This is a genomic window from Variovorax paradoxus, from assembly GCF_030815855.1.
Lineage (GTDB): Bacteria > Pseudomonadota > Gammaproteobacteria > Burkholderiales > Burkholderiaceae_C > Variovorax > Variovorax paradoxus_M.
Window position 1 is genome coordinate 3566201 of sequence record NZ_JAUSXG010000001.1, and the last position, 19902, is coordinate 3586102.

General features: G+C 66.7%; 21 protein-coding genes. 14 read left to right on the forward strand and 7 right to left on the reverse strand.

What is annotated here, in order from left to right; genetic code table 11:
* Positions 1–43: 43 nt before the first annotated feature.
* From QFZ42_RS17045 to mnhG, 14 genes are all read left to right on the forward strand, one after another.
* Positions 44–358: an integration host factor subunit beta gene (locus QFZ42_RS17045; RefSeq protein ID WP_307702088.1), complete on the forward strand. Its 315-nt coding sequence runs from the start codon at positions 44–46 to the stop codon at positions 356–358.
* A gap of 48 nt (positions 359–406) precedes the next feature.
* Complete coding sequence (locus QFZ42_RS17050; protein ID WP_307702089.1) at positions 407–745, forward strand: LapA family protein; 339 nt, start codon at positions 407–409, stop codon at positions 743–745.
* Positions 735–1913 (forward strand): lipopolysaccharide assembly protein LapB, encoded by a 1179-nt coding sequence (lapB, locus tag QFZ42_RS17055; RefSeq protein WP_307702090.1) that lies wholly within the window; start codon positions 735–737, stop codon positions 1911–1913. The genes QFZ42_RS17050 and lapB overlap by 11 nt, the downstream gene beginning before the upstream one ends.
* Before the next feature lie 149 nt (positions 1914–2062).
* On the forward strand, positions 2063–2431 hold the full coding sequence (locus tag QFZ42_RS17060) for a ComEA family DNA-binding protein (protein WP_307702091.1): 369 nt from the start codon (positions 2063–2065) through the stop codon (positions 2429–2431).
* A gap of 178 nt (positions 2432–2609) precedes the next feature.
* On the forward strand, positions 2610–3578 hold the full coding sequence (locus QFZ42_RS17065) for a TRAP transporter substrate-binding protein (RefSeq protein WP_307702092.1): 969 nt from the start codon (positions 2610–2612) through the stop codon (positions 3576–3578).
* 3 nt (positions 3579–3581) lie between these two features.
* Positions 3582–4115: a TRAP transporter small permease gene (locus QFZ42_RS17070; protein ID WP_307702093.1), complete on the forward strand. Its 534-nt coding sequence runs from the start codon at positions 3582–3584 to the stop codon at positions 4113–4115.
* A gap of 30 nt (positions 4116–4145) precedes the next feature.
* Positions 4146–5459 (forward strand): TRAP transporter large permease, encoded by a 1314-nt coding sequence (locus tag QFZ42_RS17075; RefSeq protein ID WP_307702094.1) that lies wholly within the window; start codon positions 4146–4148, stop codon positions 5457–5459.
* 19 nt (positions 5460–5478) lie between these two features.
* Complete coding sequence (gene crcB, locus QFZ42_RS17080) at positions 5479–5859, forward strand: fluoride efflux transporter CrcB (RefSeq protein ID WP_307702095.1); 381 nt, start codon at positions 5479–5481, stop codon at positions 5857–5859.
* A gap of 91 nt (positions 5860–5950) precedes the next feature.
* Positions 5951–8893, forward strand: a complete 2943-nt coding sequence (locus QFZ42_RS17085; protein WP_307702096.1) for a monovalent cation/H+ antiporter subunit A — start codon at positions 5951–5953, stop codon at positions 8891–8893.
* A complete protein-coding gene (locus QFZ42_RS17090) occupies positions 8893–9246 on the forward strand; it encodes a Na+/H+ antiporter subunit C (protein ID WP_307702097.1) in 354 nt (117 codons plus the stop codon). The genes QFZ42_RS17085 and QFZ42_RS17090 overlap by 1 nt, the downstream gene beginning before the upstream one ends.
* Positions 9247–9287: 41 nt before the next feature.
* Positions 9288–10946, forward strand: coding sequence for a monovalent cation/H+ antiporter subunit D (locus tag QFZ42_RS17095; protein WP_307704259.1), 1659 nt, complete (start codon positions 9288–9290; stop codon positions 10944–10946).
* Positions 10943–11434, forward strand: coding sequence for a Na+/H+ antiporter subunit E (locus QFZ42_RS17100; RefSeq protein WP_307702098.1), 492 nt, complete (start codon positions 10943–10945; stop codon positions 11432–11434). Before QFZ42_RS17095 ends, QFZ42_RS17100 begins: the two co-directional genes overlap by 4 nt.
* Positions 11431–11709 carry a K+/H+ antiporter subunit F gene (locus QFZ42_RS17105; RefSeq protein ID WP_307702099.1) on the forward strand — a complete coding sequence of 93 codons (279 nt, stop codon included), beginning with the start codon at positions 11431–11433 and terminating at the stop codon, positions 11707–11709. Before QFZ42_RS17100 ends, QFZ42_RS17105 begins: the two co-directional genes overlap by 4 nt.
* A complete protein-coding gene (gene mnhG, locus QFZ42_RS17110; RefSeq protein ID WP_307702100.1) occupies positions 11706–12071 on the forward strand; it encodes a monovalent cation/H(+) antiporter subunit G in 366 nt (121 codons plus the stop codon). Before QFZ42_RS17105 ends, mnhG begins: the two co-directional genes overlap by 4 nt.
* 27 nt (positions 12072–12098) lie before the next feature.
* Here the strand turns inward: mnhG and QFZ42_RS17115 are convergent, their stop codons facing one another.
* The 7 genes from QFZ42_RS17115 to QFZ42_RS17145 all read right to left on the reverse strand — a co-directional run bounded on the left by QFZ42_RS17115 (position 12099) and on the right by QFZ42_RS17145 (position 19731).
* On the reverse strand, positions 12099–13133 hold the full coding sequence (locus tag QFZ42_RS17115; protein ID WP_307702101.1) for an XdhC family protein: 1035 nt from the start codon (positions 13131–13133) through the stop codon (positions 12099–12101).
* Between the two features lie 13 nt (positions 13134–13146).
* Positions 13147–13779, reverse strand: a complete 633-nt coding sequence (locus tag QFZ42_RS17120) for a CoxG family protein (RefSeq protein WP_307702102.1) — start codon at positions 13777–13779, stop codon at positions 13147–13149.
* Between the two features lie 32 nt (positions 13780–13811).
* Positions 13812–15026, reverse strand: a complete 1215-nt coding sequence (locus tag QFZ42_RS17125; RefSeq protein ID WP_307702103.1) for a vWA domain-containing protein — start codon at positions 15024–15026, stop codon at positions 13812–13814.
* 28 nt (positions 15027–15054) lie between these two features.
* Positions 15055–15957: an AAA family ATPase gene (locus tag QFZ42_RS17130; RefSeq protein ID WP_307702104.1), complete on the reverse strand. Its 903-nt coding sequence runs from the start codon at positions 15955–15957 to the stop codon at positions 15055–15057.
* A gap of 64 nt (positions 15958–16021) precedes the next feature.
* Positions 16022–16813 carry an FAD binding domain-containing protein gene (locus QFZ42_RS17135; protein WP_307702105.1) on the reverse strand — a complete coding sequence of 264 codons (792 nt, stop codon included), beginning with the start codon at positions 16811–16813 and terminating at the stop codon, positions 16022–16024.
* A gap of 22 nt (positions 16814–16835) precedes the next feature.
* The gene (locus QFZ42_RS17140) at positions 16836–19220 is read right to left on the reverse strand and encodes a xanthine dehydrogenase family protein molybdopterin-binding subunit (protein ID WP_307702106.1); all 2385 of its coding nucleotides are present in this window, start codon (positions 19218–19220) and stop codon (positions 16836–16838) included.
* Between the two features lie 13 nt (positions 19221–19233).
* Positions 19234–19731, reverse strand: coding sequence for a (2Fe-2S)-binding protein (locus tag QFZ42_RS17145; protein ID WP_307702107.1), 498 nt, complete (start codon positions 19729–19731; stop codon positions 19234–19236).
* Positions 19732–19902 lie beyond the last annotated feature (171 nt).

The following is a 19902-nucleotide window of genomic DNA, read 5'->3' on the forward strand; positions in this document are numbered from 1 at the left end:
GGGCCGCTCTGTCTTTTTTTTCGTCCACGTTTTTGTTTGGCCTATGACCCGCTCTGACCTCGTCGAAGAACTCGCAGCGCGCTTTGCGCAGCTGACGCACCGCGATGCCGAATACGCCGTCAAGACCATCCTCGACGCGATGAGCGACGCGCTGGTGCGCGGGCACCGCATCGAGATCCGCGGTTTCGGCAGCTTCTCGGTCAACCGGCGTCCGCCGCGCATCGGCCGCAATCCGCGTTCCGGCGAAAGCGTTCAGATTCCGGAAAAGCGGGTGCCGCATTTCAAGCCGGGCAAGGCGCTGCGCGAAGCGGTCGATGCAAAGACCGCCGAGCTGGGCGCCAAGAGCCCGAAGACCTGATCGGCGAATGGCTCCAAACGTAGAATCGTCCCGCCAACGGGAACGTGCATGAAATACCTCCTGTGGCTGCTCAAGGCAGCCATTTTTTTTACGCTTTTCGCCTTCGCGCTGAATAACCAGCACGACGCGACCGTCTATTTCTTCTTCGGCACCTACTGGCGTGCGCCCCTGGTCCTGGTCGTGCTCGCAGCCTTTGCCGGCGGCCTGGTGGTAGGCGCGCTCGGCATGCTGCCCGGATGGTGGAAGCACCGCGCCGCGGCTGCACAAATTCCGGCCTCGCGCGGCGACGCCGCAGCAACCGCCCCCGCGCCGACCGCGCCAGCGTCCGCGCCGCCGCCTTCCATTTCCGCCACCGACCTCCCCGCCGTACGTCAACATGGACTTTGATCCCAGCTGGTTGCTGATCAGCCTGCCCGTCGCTTTTGTCCTGGGCTGGCTCGCGTCGCGCTTCGACATCCGGCAGCTCAAGCTCGAGAACAGGCAGGCCCCCAAGGCTTATTTCCGCGGCCTCAACTTCCTGCTCAACGAGCAGCAGGACCAAGCCATCGACGCATTCATCGAGGCCGTGCAGAACGACCCCGACACGCAGGAGCTGCACTTCGCGCTCGGCAACCTGTTTCGCCGGCGCGGCGAATACCAGCGTGCGGTGCGCGTGCACGAGCACCTGCTGGGCCGCGGCGACCTGAGCCGCGCCGACCGGGAGCGTGCGCAGCACGCGCTGGCGCAAGACTTCCTGCGCGCCGGCCTGCTCGACCGAGCCGAAGCCGCGTTGCAAAAGCTCGAGGGCACGCGCTACGAGAACGAAGCGCGGCTCTCGCTGCTGGCCATCTACGAGCGCTCGCGCGAATGGACCCAGGCCGCCGACGTGGCACAGAAGCTCGACGAGTCCGACCAGGCGAGCTACAGCACGCGCCGGGCGCACCATCTGTGCGAGCAGGCCGCCGAACAGGTCGCGGCCGGCGATGTGGCCGCGGCGGGCCGGCTGCTCTCCGAGGCGGTCGCACTGGCTCCGCAGGCACCTCGGCCGGCCATCGATTCCGCCACGCTGCAGCTGCGCAATGGGGAGGCGACCACCGCATTCGACACCCTTCTTGCCCTGAGCGACACCGCCCCGCTCGCGCTACCGCTGTATGCACCGGCACTGCAGCAGGCCGCAGTGGCCGCGCACCGCGAAGGCGAAGCGCTTGCGCTGCTGCAGCGGCGCTATGCCGATTCGCCGTCGATCGACGTGCTCGAGGCGCTGATGGCACTCGGCGGCTCGCCCACCGCGGCCGTTCCGGCGGCCGACGGGCAGCCGCTCGCGCCGCGCGACGGCTACATCGCGCATCTCGCGCAACAGCCCTCGCTGGTGGCCGCATCGCGCTGGCTGGCCGGCGAGCGCTTCGAGCACGAGCAGTTCCATCCGCAGGTGCAGCGCGCGCTCGACCAGGCCACCCGCCCGCTCATGCGCTACCGCTGCGCGGCATGCGGCTTCGAGGCGCACCAGCACTTCTGGCACTGCCCCGGCTGCCAGGCCTGGGACAGCTACCCGCCGCGCCGCGTCGAGGAACTCTGAGCAACGTTCCGAACATGGTTCGGAACAATGGTGACCAGCGGCTCTTCAACGCGCAAGGCCGTCAACGCCCCTTTCCCTGAACTCGTTGAACGCGAGCCGACGTCTCTGTCGGCAGACAGTCAAACCAACACATCAGGGAGCTTGAAATCATGCTGAAGAAAATCCTGGCCGTCGTGGCCATGTTGTTTGCAGTTGCCTCATTCGCCGCAGTCGACGTCAACAAGGGCACCGCAGCCGACCTCGATGGCATCAAGGGCGTCGGCCCGGCGATGTCCAAGCGCATCCTCGACGCCCGCAAGGAAGGCGAGTTCAAGGATTGGCCCGACCTCATGCAGCGCGTCAAGGGCGTGAAGGAAAAGAAGGCCGGAAAGCTGTCGGCCGAAGGCCTCACGGTGAATGGCCAAGCCTTTGGCGGCCAAGCCGCCGCACCATCTGCCGCAGCCAAGGCTGACAAGACCACCAAGCCCGTGAAGGCAGCGGCCGCCCCCGCCGTCGACGCTAAGCCGGCCAAACCCTGATTCAGCGCACGGGGTCCGCTGCCCGAGCCGCGCTCGCGGCACGCCGGCAGCATCGCAAAATCAAGCCGCCTTCAGGGCGGCTTTTTGCTGCCGCGTGGCAGGGAAATGCCTCAGCGATGGCCCGAAATTTGCACGTATGCTCGCTTTCGTTTTCACTTTCATACGTTCCGGAGCGCTCATGAATCACAAGTTCGGCATTGCCCTGGCTGGCCTCACCCTTGGCGCCGCGGCCTTCGCGCAAACCAAGTGGGATCTGCCCACCGCCTACCCGGCGACCAACTACCACACCGAGAACATCACGCAGTTCGCGAAAGACGTGGACGCGGCCACCGGCGGCAAGGTCAAGATCACGGTGCATGCCAACGCCTCGCTGTTCAAGGCGCCCGAGATCAAGCGCGCCGTGCAGAGCGGCCAGGCGCAGGCCGGCGAGATCCTGCTGGCCAACTACGCGAACGAAAACCCCATCTACGCGCTCGACGGCGTCCCCTTCCTTGCCACCACCTATCCCGAAGCGCGCAAGCTCTACGATGCTTCCAAGCCCGCCATGGAAAAGCTGCTCGCAGCCCAGGGCATCAAGGTTCTGTTCGTGGTGCCGTGGGCACCGCAAGGCATCTATTCCAAGAAGGAGATCAGCTCGGTGGCCGACCTTCGCGGCATCAAGTGGCGCGCCTACAGCCCGGCCACCGCCAAGATCGCCGAACTGATCGGCGCCCAGCCGGTGCAGATCCAGCAGGCCGAACTCAGCGCCGCCATGGCCACGGGCGTGATCGAGAGCTACATGAGCTCGGGATCGACCGGTTACGACACCAAGACCTACGAGCACATCAAGAATTTCTACGACACGCAAGCCTGGATTCCGAAGAACGCGATCCTCGTCAACGCCAAGGCCTTCGACGCGCTCGACGCGACCACCAAGGCTGCCGTCACCAAGGCGGCGGCCGACGCCGAAGCGCGCGGCTGGAAAATCGCGCAGGAGAAAAACGACGAGTACAAGCGCCTGCTCGCCGAGCGCGGCATGAAGGTGCACAAGCCTTCGCCCAAGCTCGATGCCGACATGCGCCAGGTCGGCGGCATCATGCAGGCCGACTGGCTCAAGGCCACGGGCGCGGACGGCGCTGCGATCGTCGACGCTTACAAGAAAAAGTAATCCATGCGCCGATTCCTGGATCGCCTGTACGACGGCGCAGGCGCGCTCGGCGCGTTCTGCGTGTTCCTGATCTTCGTGCTGATGATCCTGGCCGGCGTGGGCCGCCAGATGAACTGGCACGTGAGCGGACTCAACGACGTCGTTTCCTGGCTGTGTGCCGCCGCCGCGTTCTTCGCGATGGCGCATGCCTTCCGGCACGGCGACTTCGTGCGCGTGACGCTGCTGCTCGACGCAGTGCCGGCCAAGGCGCGGCGCGTGCTCGACGTGATCTGCCTGCTGATCGCCTCGGTGTCGGTGGCCTATCTCACCTACTGGGCCACCAGCTTCACCTACGAGAGCTACGAATTCGCCGAGATGGCGACCGGCCTCGTGGTCATCCCGATCTGGATTCCGCAATCGACCTTCGTGATCGGCTGCTGGCTGCTGCTGATCGCGATGATCGACGAACTGGTGGGCGTGGTGCGCGGCGAGAAGCCGAGCTACCAGCGCGCGATCGAAGAACGCCACGCCGCGGGCGACTTCTCCTCCGACGTCTGATCGTCTGAACGACAACAACAAAGATATCCGATGCTCGAAACCCTTTTGATGGGCGCGCTGCTGCTCGGCATCATGCTGCTGCTGCTCGCCGGTGGCGTGTGGATCGCCATGACCCTCGCCATCGTCGGCTGGGTCGGCCAGGCCTTCTTCACCAACACGCTGCCGGGCAAGAACCTGTTCTCGGCCTTCTGGGAAAGCAATGCGAGCTGGGAGCTCGCTGCGCTGCCGCTCTTCATCTGGATGGGCGAGATCCTCTTTCGCACCAAGCTCAGCGAAGAGATGTTCGAGGGCCTGCGTCCCTGGCTCAACCGCGTGCCCGGCCGGCTGATGCACACCACCATTCTTGGCTGCGGCGTGTTCGGCTCGGTCTCGGGCTCATCGGCTGCCACCTGCGCCACCATCGCCAAGGTGGCGCTGCCCGAACTCAAGCGCCGCGGCTACAACGAGAAGCTGGCCATCGGCTCGCTCGCCACCGCCGGCACGCTGGGCATCCTCATTCCGCCGTCGATCACGATGGTGGTGTACGCCGTGGCGGCTGACGCCTCGATCATCCGCATCTTCCTGGCCGGCTTCCTGCCGGGCTTTCTGCTGATGCTGCTGTTCTCGGGCTACATCGGCTGGTGGAGCCTGCGCAACCCCGACCAGGTCCCGCCGGCCGATCCGCCGACCACCTTCATGGAGAAGATCCGGCTCTCGGGCAATCTCATTCCGTGCGCGCTGCTGATCGTCTTCATCGTGTGGGTGCTGGTGGCGGGCTGGGCCACGGCCACCGAGTGCGCGGCCTTCGGCGTGCTGGGCTCACTGGCCATCGCGGCCTGGGGCAAGAGCCTCACCTGGAAGAACTTCAAGGAAGGGATCATGGGCGCCACGCGCACCAGCTGCATGATCATGTTCATCCTGGCCGGCGCCGCCTTTCTCACCAAGACCATGGCCTTCACGGGCATCCCGCGCGAGCTGGCCGAGTGGGTCGACAGCATGCACCTGTCGCCCTACGCGCTGATCGGCGCGCTGGTGCTGGTGTACCTGGTGCTGGGCACGGCGCTCGACGGCATCTCGATGATCGTGCTGACCAGCGCGGTGGTGCTGCCGATGATCCAGAAGGCGGGCTTCGACCTGATCTGGTTCGGCATCTTCATCGTGCTCCTGGTCGAGATCGCCGAGGTCACGCCGCCGGTGGGGTTCAATCTCTTCGTGCTGCAGAACATGACGGGGAAGGACAGCAACGTGATCGCCAAGGCGGCGATTCCGTTCTTCTTCTGCCTGGTGCTGTGCATCGTGCTGATCACGCTGTTCCCGAGTATCGTCACGGTCCTGCCCAACGTGGTGATGGGTGTCGAGAAGTAAAGAAAGAGAAAAAAAACGGATGCCCGCGTTGCCGGTTCTTGCGATTTGCGTCGGTGCCTCCTTTGGCGCCATGGCGAGGTGGGGCCTCGGCCTGTGGCTCAACACAGGCGGGCCCGTGCCCTACGGCACGCTGGCCGCCAACCTGATCGGCGGCTACCTGGTGGGCGTGGCGGTCGGCGCCTTCCAGGCCATGCCGCAGCTCGATCCGGTGTGGCGCCTGCTGCTCATCACCGGCTTTCTCGGCGGCCTCACGACCTTCTCGAGTTTCTCGGCCGAAGTCGTCACGCTGCTGCTCGAGGGACGGCCGCTGCTGGCGCTGGGCACCAGCATGCTGCATCTGGGCGGGTCGCTGATGCTGACCTGGCTGGGCATACGCACCGTGCAGTTCGCGCTGGGCTAGTTTTTCACCGCGTCCGGCACGCGAAAACAGCCCCACGCCTTGCTGTTTCAACCCGCCTTAGACAGTGGGCCGGTCGATAGAATCGACCGCAATGCCCCTGGTCTTTCTTGTCGCACTTCCCTTTATTGCCAGCGTGCTGGCCGCGTTGATGCCGTCGAACGCGCGCAATCGGGAGTCGACCCTGGCGGGGCTCGTCGCACTGGGCTGCGCGGTGCAGGCCGCATGGTTCTTTCCGCAAATCGCACACGGCAACGTGCTGCGCCAGGAAATCGCGTGGCTGCCGGAACTCGGCCTCAACCTCGTCTTCCGCATGGACGGCTTCGCATGGCTTTTCTGCATGCTGGTGCTCGGCATCGGCGCGCTGGTGGTGCTCTATGCGCGCTACTACATGTCGGCCTCCGACCCGGTGCCGCGCTTCTTCTCGTTCTTTCTCGCGTTCATGGGCGCGATGATGGGCGTGGTGCTCTCGGGCAACCTCATCCAGCTGGTGCTGTTCTGGGAACTCACCAGCCTGTTCTCGTTCCTGCTGATCGGGTATTGGCATCACCGGCGCGATGCGCGGCGCGGCGCGCGCATGGCGCTGACCGTGACCGGCGCCGGCGGACTTTGCCTGCTGGCGGGCGCGCTGGTGCTGGGCCGCATTGCGGGCAGCTACGAACTCGACGTGGTGCTCGCCTCGGGCAACGCAATCCGCGCGCATGCGCTGTACCCCACCGCGCTGGTGCTGATCCTGCTCGGCGCCTTCACCAAGAGCGCGCAGTTCCCGTTCCACTTCTGGCTGCCGCGCGCCATGGCAGCGCCCACGCCCGTCTCGGCCTACCTGCATTCGGCCACCATGGTGAAGCTCGGCGTGTTCCTGATGGCGCGCCTGTGGCCGGTGCTGTCGGGCACCGAGATGTGGTTCTGGCTGGTGGGCGGCGCGGGCGCCATCACGCTGCTGCTCGGCGGCTTCGTCGCCATGTTCCAACGCGACCTGAAGGCGCTGCTGGCCTACTCGACCATCTCGCACCTCGGGCTCATCACGCTGCTGCTCGGGCTCAACAGCCCGCTCGCGGCGGTGGCGGCGGTATTCCACGTCATGAACCATGCGACCTTCAAGGCCTCGCTCTTCATGGCGGCCGGCATCATCGACCACGAGAGCGGCACGCGTGACATCCGCAAGCTCAGCGGCCTGATGCGGCTGATGCCGATCACCGGCACGCTGGCCGTCATCGCGAGCGCATCGATGGCCGGCGTGCCGCTGCTCAACGGCTTTCTCTCGAAGGAGATGTTCTTCGCCGAGACGGTGTTCATCCAGGCGACGCCGTGGATCACCGTGAGCCTGCCGATCATCGCCACCATTGCGGGCGTCTTCAGCGTGGCCTACTCGGCGCGCTTCGTGTTCGACGTGTTCTTCGGTCCGCCCTGCGGGCCCGACGTGCCGCGGCAACCGCACGAGCCGCCGCACTGGATGCGCGTGCCCGTCGAGCTGCTGGTGCTGGTGTGCCTCGTGGTCGGCGTCGCGCCGGCATGGTCCATTGGACCGTTGCTCGCGGCAGCCGCCATGCCGGTGGTCGGCGGCGTGCTGCCCGAATACAGCCTGGCCGTGTGGCATGGCTTCAACCTGCCGTTGGCGATGAGCTTCGTGGCGCTGGCCGGCGGGATGGCGCTGTACCTCTCGCAACGCCGCCGCCGCGCGCACGGTGATCTCGAGCACACGCCGCTGCTGCACCGTTTCGATGGCCAGGCCATCTTCGAGCACCTGCTCGCCCAACTCAGCGAAGCCGGCCGGCGCAGCCGCCGCGTGCTGGGCACCCGGCGCATGCAGTCGCAGTTGCTGTTGTTGATCGCCGTGGCCGCCGCGGGCGCAGCGGTTTCGCTCTGGACCGCACCCGTGGCGCGCGGCAGCCGCGAGCTGCTGCCTTTTTCGACGATGTTCGCGATGACCTGGCTCATCGGCGGCGCCTGCGCGCTGGCCGCGGCATGGCTGGCCAAGTTCCACCGGCTCGCCGCGCTGATGCTGGCCTCGGGCGCGGGCCTCGTGTGCTCGGTCACGTACATCTGGTTCTCGGCGCCCGACCTTGCGCTGACGCAGCTCGTGGTCGAAGCCGTGACCACGGTGCTGATTCTGCTGGGCTTGCGCTGGCTGCCGATGCGCAGCAAGGACGCCGTCCAGCCCGCGCGCGCCAGGCTGCGCCCCTGGGGCCGGCGCGGACGCGACCTGCTGATGGCGGCTGCCGTGGGCAGCGGCATGTCGGCGCTCGCGTGGCTGATGATGACGCGGCCGTTCCCGCAGAGCATCTCCCCGTTCTTCCTCGAACGCGCGCTCACCGAAGGCGGCGGCACCAATGTGGTCAACGTGATGCTGGTGGACTTCCGCGCTTTCGATACCTTCGGCGAGATCACAGTGCTCGGCGTGGTGGCGCTCACCGTGTATGCGCTGCTGCGCCGCTTCCGTCCGGCGCGCGAATCGATGGCGCTGCCGGTGCAGCAGCGCTTGCAGGCCGACGACGGCAGCAGCGATCTGCTGAACCCGCGCCTCGCCAAGGATACGGCCGTGGGCTACCTGATGGTGCCGGCCGTGCTGGTGCGCCTGTTGCTGCCGCTCGCGGTGCTGGTGTCGGTCTACTTCTTCATGCGCGGCCACAACGCACCCGGCGGCGGCTTCGTCGCGGGGCTGGTCATGTCAGTGGCGCTGCTGCTTCAGTTCATCGTTTCGGGCACCGAATGGGTGGAAGAGCACCTGCGTATCTATCCGCGCCGCTGGATCGCCATCGGCCTGCTGCTGGCGCTTGCCACCGGCGGCGGCGCGGTGGTGTTCGGCTATCCGTTCATGACCACGCACACGGCCCACCTGCACCTTCCGGTGCTCGGCGAGCTGCACGTGCCGAGCGCCCTCTTCTTCGACATCGGCGTGTTCGCGCTGGTGCTCGGCGCCACCATGCTGATCCTCACCGCGCTGGCCCACCAGTCGATACGCAGCCACCGCTGGGCCGACGAGCAGGCAGAAAAGGAAGCCCAGGCCCAGTCCGAAGCCGTGGAGGGGGTGCACTGATGGAAATCGTGCTCGCACTCGCCATCGGCGTGCTCACCGGTTCGGGCGTGTACCTGCTGCTGCGCCCGCGCACCTTCCAGGTGATCATGGGTCTCACGCTCATCTCGTACGCGGTCAACCTCTTCATCTTCAGCATGGGGCGGCTCAAGCTCGACAGCGAACCCGTGCTGGTGAAGGGCTTCACGTCCACGCTGGCCAACACGGCCGACCCGATGCCGCAGGCCCTGGTGCTGACCGCGATCGTGATCGGCTTTGCGATGACCGCGCTGTTCCTGGTCGTCATGCTCGCCTCGCGCGGCTTGGCCGGCACCGACCACGTGGACGGCGAAGAGCGGCAGGAGGCGTCGGAGTGACAGCATTGGTTCAACTCCTCGACCGGTTGCTCGACTTCAGCATGCCGCACCTCGTGGCGGTGCCGATCCTCGTGCCTTTGCTCACCGCGGCACTGATGCTGCTGCTCGGTGAAAACCGGCGCCGCGCCAAGTCGGCCCTGAGCGTGGTTTCGGGGCTGGTGGGTTTGTTGGCAGCTTTGGCGCTGCTGCGCTGGGTGAATGCACCCGAGACCGGTGACGGCCCCGGATCGATCGGCGTCTACCTGCCCGGCAATTGGCAAGCCCCCTTCGGCATCGTGCTGGTGGCGGACCGCCTGTCGACCATGATGGTGGCGCTCACGGGCGTGGTCGCCTTCGCGGCCTCGATCTATTCCACCTCGCGCTGGGACCGGGCCGGCGTGCATTTCCATCCGTTGCTGCAGCTGCAGCTCATGGGCCTGAACGGCGCCTTTCTCACGGGCGACCTGTTCAACCTGTTCGTCTTTTTCGAGGTGATGCTTGCGGCCTCTTACGGCCTGCTGCTGCACGGTTCGGGCCGGCTGCGGGTGCAGGCCGGGCTGCATTACATCGCGATCAATCTCGCGGCGTCGTCTCTCTTCCTGATCGGCGCGGCCCTGCTCTACGGCGCCACCGGCACGCTCAACATGGCCGACCTGAGCGTGCGCATCGCCGAGCTTGCGCCGGCCGATCGCGGCCTGGTGCATGCGGCGGCCGCCATCCTCGCGACCGCGTTCTTCGCGAAGGCCGGGGCCTGGCCGCTCAACTTCTGGCTGGTGCCGGCCTACAGCTCGGCGGTGTCGCCCGTGGGCGCGGTCTTCGCGCTGTTGACCAAGCTCGGCATCTACACGCTGCTGCGGTTGTGGACCCTGCTCTTCGCGCCAGATGCGGGCGCCTCGGCGGGATTCGGCCAGTCGGCGCTCATCGCCATCGGCCTGGCCACGCTGTTCGCAGGCGCCATGGGCATCGTCGGCACGCAGCGGCTCTCCAACCTCGCGGGCTTCAGCGTGCTGGTGTCGGCGGGCACGCTGCTGGCGGCCATGGGGCTCGGCGAACCCGCTGTGTGGGCCGGCGCGCTCTACTACCTGCTGAGCTCCACCCTCGCGGTCAGCGCCTTCTTCCTGCTGACCGACATGATCGAGCGCTGGCGCAATGCGGGCATGAGCGTTGCGCCCCACGAAGCGGCGGGCACTGCGCCCTTCCTGGCCGAAGACCTGCGCGTGCTCGACGACGTGAACCTCGACGACGAGGCGCAAGCGCTCTATGGCCGCGCGATCCCCGCCGGCGTGGCGTTTCTCGGCCTGAGCTTCATCGGCTGCACCTTGCTGCTCTCGGGCCTGCCGCCGCTCTCGGGCTTCGTGGGCAAGTTCGCGATGCTGTCCGGCGCCTTCGCGACCAGCGGCACCTCCACGCCGGCATGGATCTTTCTGGCGCTGCTGATCGCCTCGGGCTTTCTCGCGCTGATTGCGCTGAGCCGCACCGGCATCCGCCATTTCTGGACCCAGCCGCATCCCACCATGCCCGCACTGCCCGCGCTCGAGGTGCTGCCAGTGGCCGGCCTGCTCGCGGCCTGCGTGGCGCTGACGGTGTGGGCCGGCCCGGTCATGCGCCACGCGCTCATCACCGCCGAAGGGCTGCGCACGCCCGCCGCATACCGCAACGCGGTGCTCAATGCGCGGCAGGTGCCCAACCCCGTCGCTCCGGAGAAGGGCAAGGCACCATGAAGCGCTGGATTCCTTCGCCGCCGCTTTCGATCGCGCTGTTCGTCGTGTGGCTCCTGCTCAACCAGTCGCTGGAGGCGGCCACGCTGGCATCGGCCCTGGTGCTGGCCCTTGTGGTGCCGCTGCTGACCAAGGGCCTTCGGCCGGCCGCCGTTCGCATGCGCAAGCCCTGGGTCGCGCTGCGGCTCGCGGGCCGGGCCTCGGTCGACATGCTGCAGTCGGCGCTCTTCGTGGCGCGCCGGTTGCTCACGCGGCGCACATCGCGCATTGCGTCGAAGTTCGTGAACGTGCCGCTCGACCTGCGCGATCCGAACGGGCTCGCGGTGCTGGCCATGATCATGTGCCTCACGCCCGGCACCGCCTGGGGCGAAATCTCGTTCGACAGCAGCGTGCTGCTGATCCACGTGTTCGACGTCGACGACGAAGCCGCGTTCATCGCCATGATCAAGCAGCGCTACGAACACCCCTTGATGGAGATCTTCGAATCATGACGCCTGTACTTTTCTGGGCCTTGAAGCTGGCGCTCCTGCTGTTGGCCGTGGCCATGCTCTGCGCGCTGGCCCGTCTGATGATCGGCCCGACAGCGCAAGACCGTGTGACGGCGCTGGACTGCCTCTACGTCAACGGCATGCTGATGATGCTGGTGCTCGGCATCGTCTATGCGAGCAACGTGTACTTCGAAGCGGCCATGCTCACGGCGCTCTTCGGCTTCGTCGGGTCGACGGCCATGGCCAAGTTTCTCTTGCGCGGGGAGGTCATCGAATGAACGACTTCATCGTGGGGCCGCTGCCGCTGTGGGCGGAGATTGTCACGGCGGTATTTGCCGTGCTCGGCGCGGCCTTCGCCGCCATCGGCTCCTTCGGCCTCGTCCGGCTGCCCACTTTCTTCCGCCGCATTCATGCGCCCACGCTCGGCGCCACGGTGGGCGTGTGGTGCATGACCATTGCCACCATCGTGTATTTCTCGGTGCAGGGCTACAGTCTGTTCCTGCATGCCGTGCTGATCGTTCTCTTCATTGCGCTCACGGCGCCCATCACCACCATCTTCCTGATGCGCGCCGCGCTCTTTCGCGAGCGGCAAAAGGGTGGCGACGTGCCGCCCGCGGCGAAGTCGGGCGCACCGGATTGAACTGAACAGAGGAAGCCCGCCGGCGGCTCAGCTCATCGCGAGCTGCTGCAGGCCCTTGGCACGCGCCACTTCCATTTCGCGCGGCAGCGTCACGCCGTTCTTCACCGCAAGGATCTCCGCCATCACGCTCACGGCAATTTCCGGCGGCGTCTTGCTGCCGATGTAGATGCCGATGGGGCCACGCAGCCGCGCGAGCGATTCCACCGTCTGGTCGAAGTGCTCGATCATGCGGTCGCGCCGCGCGTCGGCATTGCGGCGCGAACCGATGGCGCCCACATAGAAAGCTTCGCTCTGCAAGGCTTCGAGCAGCGCCAGGTCGTCGAGCTTGGGATCGTGCGTGAGCGCGACCACGCAGCTGCGCCGGTCGGGCTTGAAGGCCAGCACCGCATCGTCGGGCATCTCGGTCGTGATCTCCACGCCGGACAGCGACCACGCAGTGCGGTACTCCGCGCGCGGATCGCACAGCGTCACGGCAAAGCCGCTGAACTTGGCCATGGTCGCGAGGTATTCGGCCAGTTGCCCCGCACCGATCAACAGCATGCGGTACTCGGGGCCGAAGGTGTTGGTGAGCTCGGTGTCGTTCGCTTTCAGCTCGTCGGGCGCGGTGGCTTCGGCCAGCCGCACGGCCCCCGTCGCAAGCGCGACCGTGCGCTGCATGAGCTTGCCCTGCTCCAGCTCGGCCACGAGCTTATCGAGCAAGGCGGCCTCCGGGTCGTATTCGAGCAGCAGCTCCAGCGTGCCGCCGCAGGGCAGGCCGAAGCGATGCGCTTCGTCGGCCGTGATGCCGTACTTCACGAGCGCGGGCGGTGCGCCCAATGGCACTTCTTCGCCCTGGCCGTCGACGTTCGCGTGCGCGTGGCTGTAGCGGGCGATCAGGTCGTCCTCGATGCAACCGCCCGAGACAGAGCCCACCACCGCGCCATCGTCCGCCAGCGCCATGATCGAGCCGACCGGCCGCGGCGACGAGCCCCAGGTGCGCACCACCGTGGTCAGCAGCGCGCGCTTGCCGGCCTGGCGCCAGTCGCGCAGCGTGCGCAACACCATGACGTCGAGATTTTCCATGCGTGGTCAGCCCTCAGCTTTCGTTGCCCGGCGCGGCGGACGCGTCCTTGTCGTCCTTCTTGCCGAGGCCGATCTTCTTCATGAGGCCGGACATCACGCCCGCCTTTTCCGCTGGAGCCTCGGCCGTTTCTTCGGCTGCAGCCGGCGGCGGTCCGTAACGGCTCTGCATTTCGGCGTCGAAGCGCTTGAAGAAATCGTCGGCGGTCGACTTCGCGGCGCCGTCGATGAGCCGCTGGCCCAATTGAGCGATCTTGCCGCCGACCTGCGCCTGCACGGTGTAGTCGAGCTCACAGCCGGCCGGCGACGGCGCGCCTTCGGGCAGTGCCTGCGCGGCGTCGGCGGCGCCGTTCAACGGCCGGAGCGTCACGCTGGACGACCCTTTGGCAAACCCCGCAACGCCGCCCTGCCCTTCGAAGGTGAGCTTATAGCCATCAGGCGCCACGATGTCCGACAGCGCGACCTTGCCGCTGAACTTGGCCGACACCGGGCCGATCTTCAGCGCCAGCGCCACGCTGTACTGGTTGTCGCCCGTCAGCTCGAACTTGTCGCAGCCGGGAATGCACTTCTTGAGCGTCTCGGGATCGTTGAGCGCTTCCCAGGCCTGTTGTTGCGTCACGCCGAGGCGGCGGTTACCGAGCATTTCCATGTTGGTTTTCCTTTTTTCTTTCCTGTGAGCCGCTAGCGGGTGGACCGCATCAAGGCGGCGAGGCTGGCGGCCAGCTGTTCGAGAGCACTGAGATTGTGGACCGCGAGCATCGCGTCCGCATGGCGGTGCAGCACGCCGGCCCCACGCGCCAAAGGGGCGTAGCCCTCGAAACGCAACAGCGGATTGAGCCACAGCAGGCGGCGCGAATGGCGCTTGAGCCAGAGCAGCTCGCTTTCGAGCAGCGCAGGCTCTCCGGTGTCCAGCCCGTCGCTGATCACCAGCGCCAGCGTGCGGCGGCCTGTCAAGCGGCGCGCATGCGCGCGGCGAAGCTCGGCCAGCGAACCGCCGAGCCGCGTGCCGCCCGCAAAATCGTCGATGGCGAGGCTGGCCGCGCCCAGCATGGCGTCGGTGTCGGCCAGCCGGAAAGCAGGCGTCAGGTCGGTCAGGCGGGTGCCGAAAGCGAACACGTCGCGCCGCCCGGCGCGGCGGGTGGCTGCGTGCAGGAACGCGAGCAGCAGGCGCGCATAGCGCTCCATCGATCCCGACACATCGACCAACACCAGCAGCGGCAACGGTTGTTCGCGCCGGCTGAGCTTCGGCAGGCGAAGTATTTCGCCGCCCGTGCGCGCGGCCTCGTGCAGCACGCCGGGCCAGTGCATGCGCGCATGCTGCGAACCGGCATCGTTGGACGGGCGCAGCCGGCGCGACGGCAGCGAAGGAATAGGCAAGGAAATATCGCGCGCGAGGCGTTCGACCAGCCGGTATTCGGAAGCGCCGAGCGCATTGAAGTCCGCGTGCTGCAGCCGCTGCCGGTCGCTCGACGTCATGGCGGCATCGAACTCGAGCTCCTTGTCCGGCTTGGCAGCCACGGCGGATTTCGAAGGATCGCGCGGGGCCGTGAGCGCCTCGCGCACGCGCGGCCGCCGCTTCGAAGGTTCGGCCTTGCCCTCGGCGCTCGGCAGCATCTGCGCGAGCAGCTTGTTGGCAAGTTCAGGGTCGCGAAACCACGCATCGAAGAGTTCGCGAAACACCATGCGGTCCTGCTCGCGGCTCACCATCACGGCTTCCATCGCGGCGCTCAGGTCGAGCCGGCCTTCCACGCCCACGAGCGTGGCCGCCTCGGCGGCGAGCGCGATGCGCATGGCATCGGTGCGCACGCCGGCACGGCGCAGCGCGCGTCCGAACGCCGTGATGTTGCCGGCCAGCTTGCCGCTGCGGACATCGCCGAGTTGCTGGATACCGGTCATGCGGGGCGGCCTCGGCCTTCAGCCACGCTCAGGGCGCGACCGGCTCCTCGGGCTTCAGCAGGTCCGATGCCAGTTCGCGCGTGAGCGCGGCCACGTCGTCGCGCTGCTTGAACAGGATGCCCGCGGTATCGACCACCACTTCAGGGTCGAGCTCGACCGTATCGAGCGCGATCAGTGCCCTCGCCCATTCGACACTTTCGGCGATGCCCGGGGCGCGCTGGAACGCGTTGACGAAAGGCGCATCGCGCAGCCGTGCGACAAAGGCGGCCACCTGGGCCGAGAGCTTCTCGCCGGCCTGCGGCACCTGGGCGCGCACGATGGCCAGCTCGCGTTCGCGCTCCGGGTAGTCGAGCCAGTGATAGAGGCAGCGCCGCTTCACCGCATCGTTGAGCTCGCGCGTGCGGTTGCTCGTGAGGATGGTGACCGGCGGCACCACGGCGCGCACGGTGCCCAGTTCGGGAATACTGACCTGGTACTCGCCGAGGTATTCGAGCAGGAAGGCTTCGAAAGGTTCGTCGGCGCGGTCCACCTCGTCGATCAGCAGCACGGCGCCCGGCATGGGCGTCTGCAAAGCTTGCAACAGCGGGCGGCGGATCAGGTAGTGCGGCTGGTAGACCTCGGCCTCGACGTCCCGCGCCGCGCCTGTGGCCTCAGCCGCGCGCATGTGCAGCAATTGCGCCGCGTAGTTCCACTCGTAAAGCGCTTCGCGCTGCTCCAGCCCGTCGTAGCACTGCAGGCGCAGCAACTCGCGGCTGAGCGCCTTCGACAAGGCCTTCGCCAGTTCGGTCTTGCCGACACCGGGCTCGCCTTCGAGCAACAGCGGACGCTGCAGCTTGAGCGCAAGGAACACGGCCGTCGCCAGGCGCCGGTCGGCGAAGTAGCCGGCCTGCATCAAGCCTTCGGAGAGGGAATCGATGGTCGCAAAAATCATGGCAAAGCGTAGCGGAAGACGCGTGGATGTCGCGCCTTCCCCTTCCGATCGGCGCCCGGCTTTCTCAGCCCAGCGCCTTGGTCACGGCCCGCTGCGTCAGCACGCTGATCAGGTTGGCGCGGTAGGCGGCCGAGGCGTGCAGGTCGCTGTTGAGTTCGCCCGCATCGATCTTCACCGCCGCGGCGGCTGCCGCGGTGAAGCTCTTGTTGAGCGCATCTTCAAGCCCCGCGTGGCGGAACACGCCGTTGCCCGCGCCGGTGATGGCCACCCGAACGCCGCTGTCGTACTGCGCAAGGAACACGCCGACGAGCGGAAAGTTCGATGCTTTCTGGCGCAGCTTTTCGTACACGGCGCGCTTTGGAATCGGAAAGCGGATCGCGGTGATCAGCTCGTCCTCTTCCAGTGCCGTGGTGAACATGCCGAGGAAGAAATCGTCGGCCGCAATCTCGCGCTTCGAGGTGATCACCGTCGCGCCCGAGCCCAGCACCGCGCTGGGATAGCACGCGGCCGGGTCGTTGTTGGCCACCGAGCCGCCGATGGTGCCCATCGCGCGCACCTGCCGGTCGCCGATGCGCCCGGCCAGGTCGGCCAGCGCAGGAAAGGCGGCTTTCACGTCGGTGTTGTTCGCCACATCGAGATGGCGGGACATGGCGCCGATCGTGATCGTGCTGCCGTCCTTCTTGATGCCGGTGAGTTCCTTGACGCCGCCCAGGTCCACCAGCCGCTCGGGCGCGGAGAGCCTGAGCTTCATGGAGGCGAGCAGCGTCTGGCCGCCGGCCAGCGGCTTGGCGCCGGCGCTGGCCAGCTTGGCCGCATCGGCCACGGTGGAGGGCCGTTCGAGTGTGAAGGCATACATGGTGTGGTTCCTTCCTTGTTTTTCAGTGAGGGGCGGCAGCCTGCATCGCTTCCCAGACACGGCTGGCCGAGGCAGGCATGTCGAAGTCCTTGACGCCGAGCGGCGCCAGCGCGTCGAGCAAAGCGTTGATCACGGCCGGCGGCGAGCCGATGGCCCCGGCCTCGCCGCAGCCCTTGGTGCCCAGCGGGTTGTGCGTGCACGGCGTGCACACGGTGTCGAGCTTGAACTGCGGAAAGTCGGCGGCCCTTGGCATGGCGTAGTCCATGAAGCTGCCGGTGAGCAGCTGGCCGGTTTCGTTGTCGTACACGCAGTTTTCGAGCAGCGCCTGCCCGATGCCCTGCACCAGCCCGCCGTGCACCTGGCCCTCGACGATCATCGGGTTGATGATGGTGCCGAAATCGTCCACGGCGGTGAAGCGGTCGACGCGGACCTCGCCAGTCTGCCTGTCCACCTCGACCTCGCAGATGTAGGTACCGCCCGGGAAGGTGAAATTGGTCGGATCGTAGAACGCGGTTTCGTTCAGACCCGGCTCGAGCTTGTCGAGCGGGTAGTTGTGCGGCACGTAGGCCGTGAGCGCCACCTGGCCGAACGGAATCTTCTTGTCGGTCCCCTTCACGGTGAACTCGCCGTTCGCAAACTCGATGTCGGCATCGCTCGCCTCCATCAGGTGCGCGGCAATCTTCTTGGCCTTGGTCTCGATCTTGTCGAGCGCCTTCATGATGGCCGCGCCACCGACCGAAATCGAGCGCGAGCCATAGGTGCCCATGCCGAAGGGCACGCGGCCCGTGTCGCCATGGACCACGTCGACGTTGTCGACCGGAATGCCAAGCCGCGCCGCAACCACCTGCGCAAAGGTGGTCTCGTGGCCCTGCCCATGGCTGTGCGAGCCGGTGAACACCGTCACGCTGCCGGTCGGGTGCACGCGGATCTCGCCGCATTCGAACAAACCGGCCCGCGCGCCCAGCGCCCCCGCAATGTTCGAGGGCGCAATGCCGCAGGCTTCGATGTAGCTCGAGTAGCCGATGCCGCGCAGCTTGTCCTTGGCCTCGGTGGCCGCCTTGCGCTGCGCGTAGCCCTCGACCTCGGCCAGCACCTTGGCCTTGTCCATGCAGGCATGGAAGTCGCCGGTGTCGTACTGCAGCGCCACCGGCGTCTGGTACGGAAAGGTGGTGATGAAGTTGCGCTTGCGGATCTCGTCCTGGCCCAGGTTCATTTCCCAGGCGCAGCGCGACACCAGCCGCTCGAGCAGGTAGGTGGCTTCAGGCCGCCCTGCGCCTCGGTAGGCATCGACCGGTGCGGTGTTGGTGAACCACGCATCGACCTCGACATAGATCTGCGGCGTGGTGTACTGGCCCGCGAGCAGCGTGGCGTAGAGGATGGTGGGCACCGCCGTCGAGAAGGTCGACAGGTAGGCGCCGAGGTTGGCGTCGGTGTGCACCCGCATCGCGAGGAACTTGCCTTGACTGTCCATCGCCATTTCGGCGTGGCTCACATGGTCGCGGCCATGTGCGTCGGACAAAAAGCACTCGGAGCGCTCCGCCGTCCACTTGATGTTGCGGTTGAGCTGCTTGGCGGCCCATGTCAGGCACACGTCTTCGGCGTACAAAAAGATCTTGGAGCCGAAGCCGCCGCCCACGTCGGGTGCAATCACGCGCACCTTGTGCTCGGGCAGGCCGAGCACGAAGGCCGTCATCAACAGGCGCTCGACGTGCGGGTTCTGGTTGGACACATACAGCGTGTAGTCGTCGGTGCCGCGGCTGTAGCTGCCGATGGCCACGCGCGGCTCGATCGGGTTGGGAATCAGCCGGTTGTTGACCAGGTCGAGTTGGGTGACGTGCGCGGCATTGGCAAACACCCCATCGACCGCCGCCTTGTCGCCCAGCGTCCACTTGTAGCACTGGTTGTCGGGCGCTTCGTCGTGCAGGGTGACACCGCTGGCTTTCTTCGCCGCGTCGGACACGCTCACGACCGCGGGCAGCACGTCATAATCGACCACCACGGCTTCGGCCGCGTTCTTGGCCTGCTCGACCGTCTCGGCCACCACCATGGCCACGTGGTCGCCCACGTAGCGCACCTTGTTGATCGCGAGGATCGGGTGCATCGGCTCCTTCATGGGGGTGCCGTCGGGGTTGTTGATGAGCCAGCCGCAGGGCAGCCCGCCCATCTTGCCCTCGATGTCCTTGCCGCTGAAGATGCCGACCACGCCGGGCATCTTCAGCGCCTCGGCAATGTCGACCGACTTGACCACGGCATGGGCGTGCGGCGAGCGCACGAAGACCGCATGGCTCTGGTTGGCCAGCGTGATGTCGTCGGTGTAATTGCCCGCGCCGGTCAGGAAGCGGTAGTCTTCCTTGCGCCGAAGCGCCTCGCCGATGTGGGGCAGATTGGAGAAGTCGGAAGCACCCATGATGTTTGCTCCCTCACACTGTGGCGGTGGTCTTGACCGGGCTGCCCGAGGCCATGGCCTCGCCGCCCATCTGCACCGCCTTGACGATGTTCTGGTAGCCCGTGCAGCGGCACAGGTTGCCGTCGAGCAGTTCGCGGATTTCGGATTCGCTCGACTTGGGGTGGTGGGTGCACAGGTCGATGGCGCTCATGACCATGCCCGGGGTGCAGAACCCGCACTGCAGGCCGTGGCACTCCTTGAAGGCCGCCTGCATGGGATGCATAGTGCCGTCGGGCTGGGCCACGCCTTCGATGGTCGTGATTTCCGCACCCGCCGCCTGCGCGACCAGGATGTTGCACGACTTCACCGCACGGCCGTTCATGTGAATGGTGCATGCGCCGCACTGGGCGGTGTCGCAGCCGACATGGGTGCCGGTCAGATGAAGATGCTCGCGGATCGCGTGCACCAGGAAGGTATGGGGGGGTGCGTCGACCGTGGCCGGTCGGCCGTTGACCGTGAAAGCTACCTGCATGTGGCTGTCTCCGTTGAAGGTGATGGCTGGTTCAGCGAATGGCATCTTGGACGCCGGCCCGGTGCACTATCCTAGGCAAAACCCTCGCCGCTTGCGCAGTGCGCGCGAAATTCTCAAAATGAAACAACTTGCGGCCAGACAAGCTTCGTAAAAAAACGCCCCCTCCGAGCG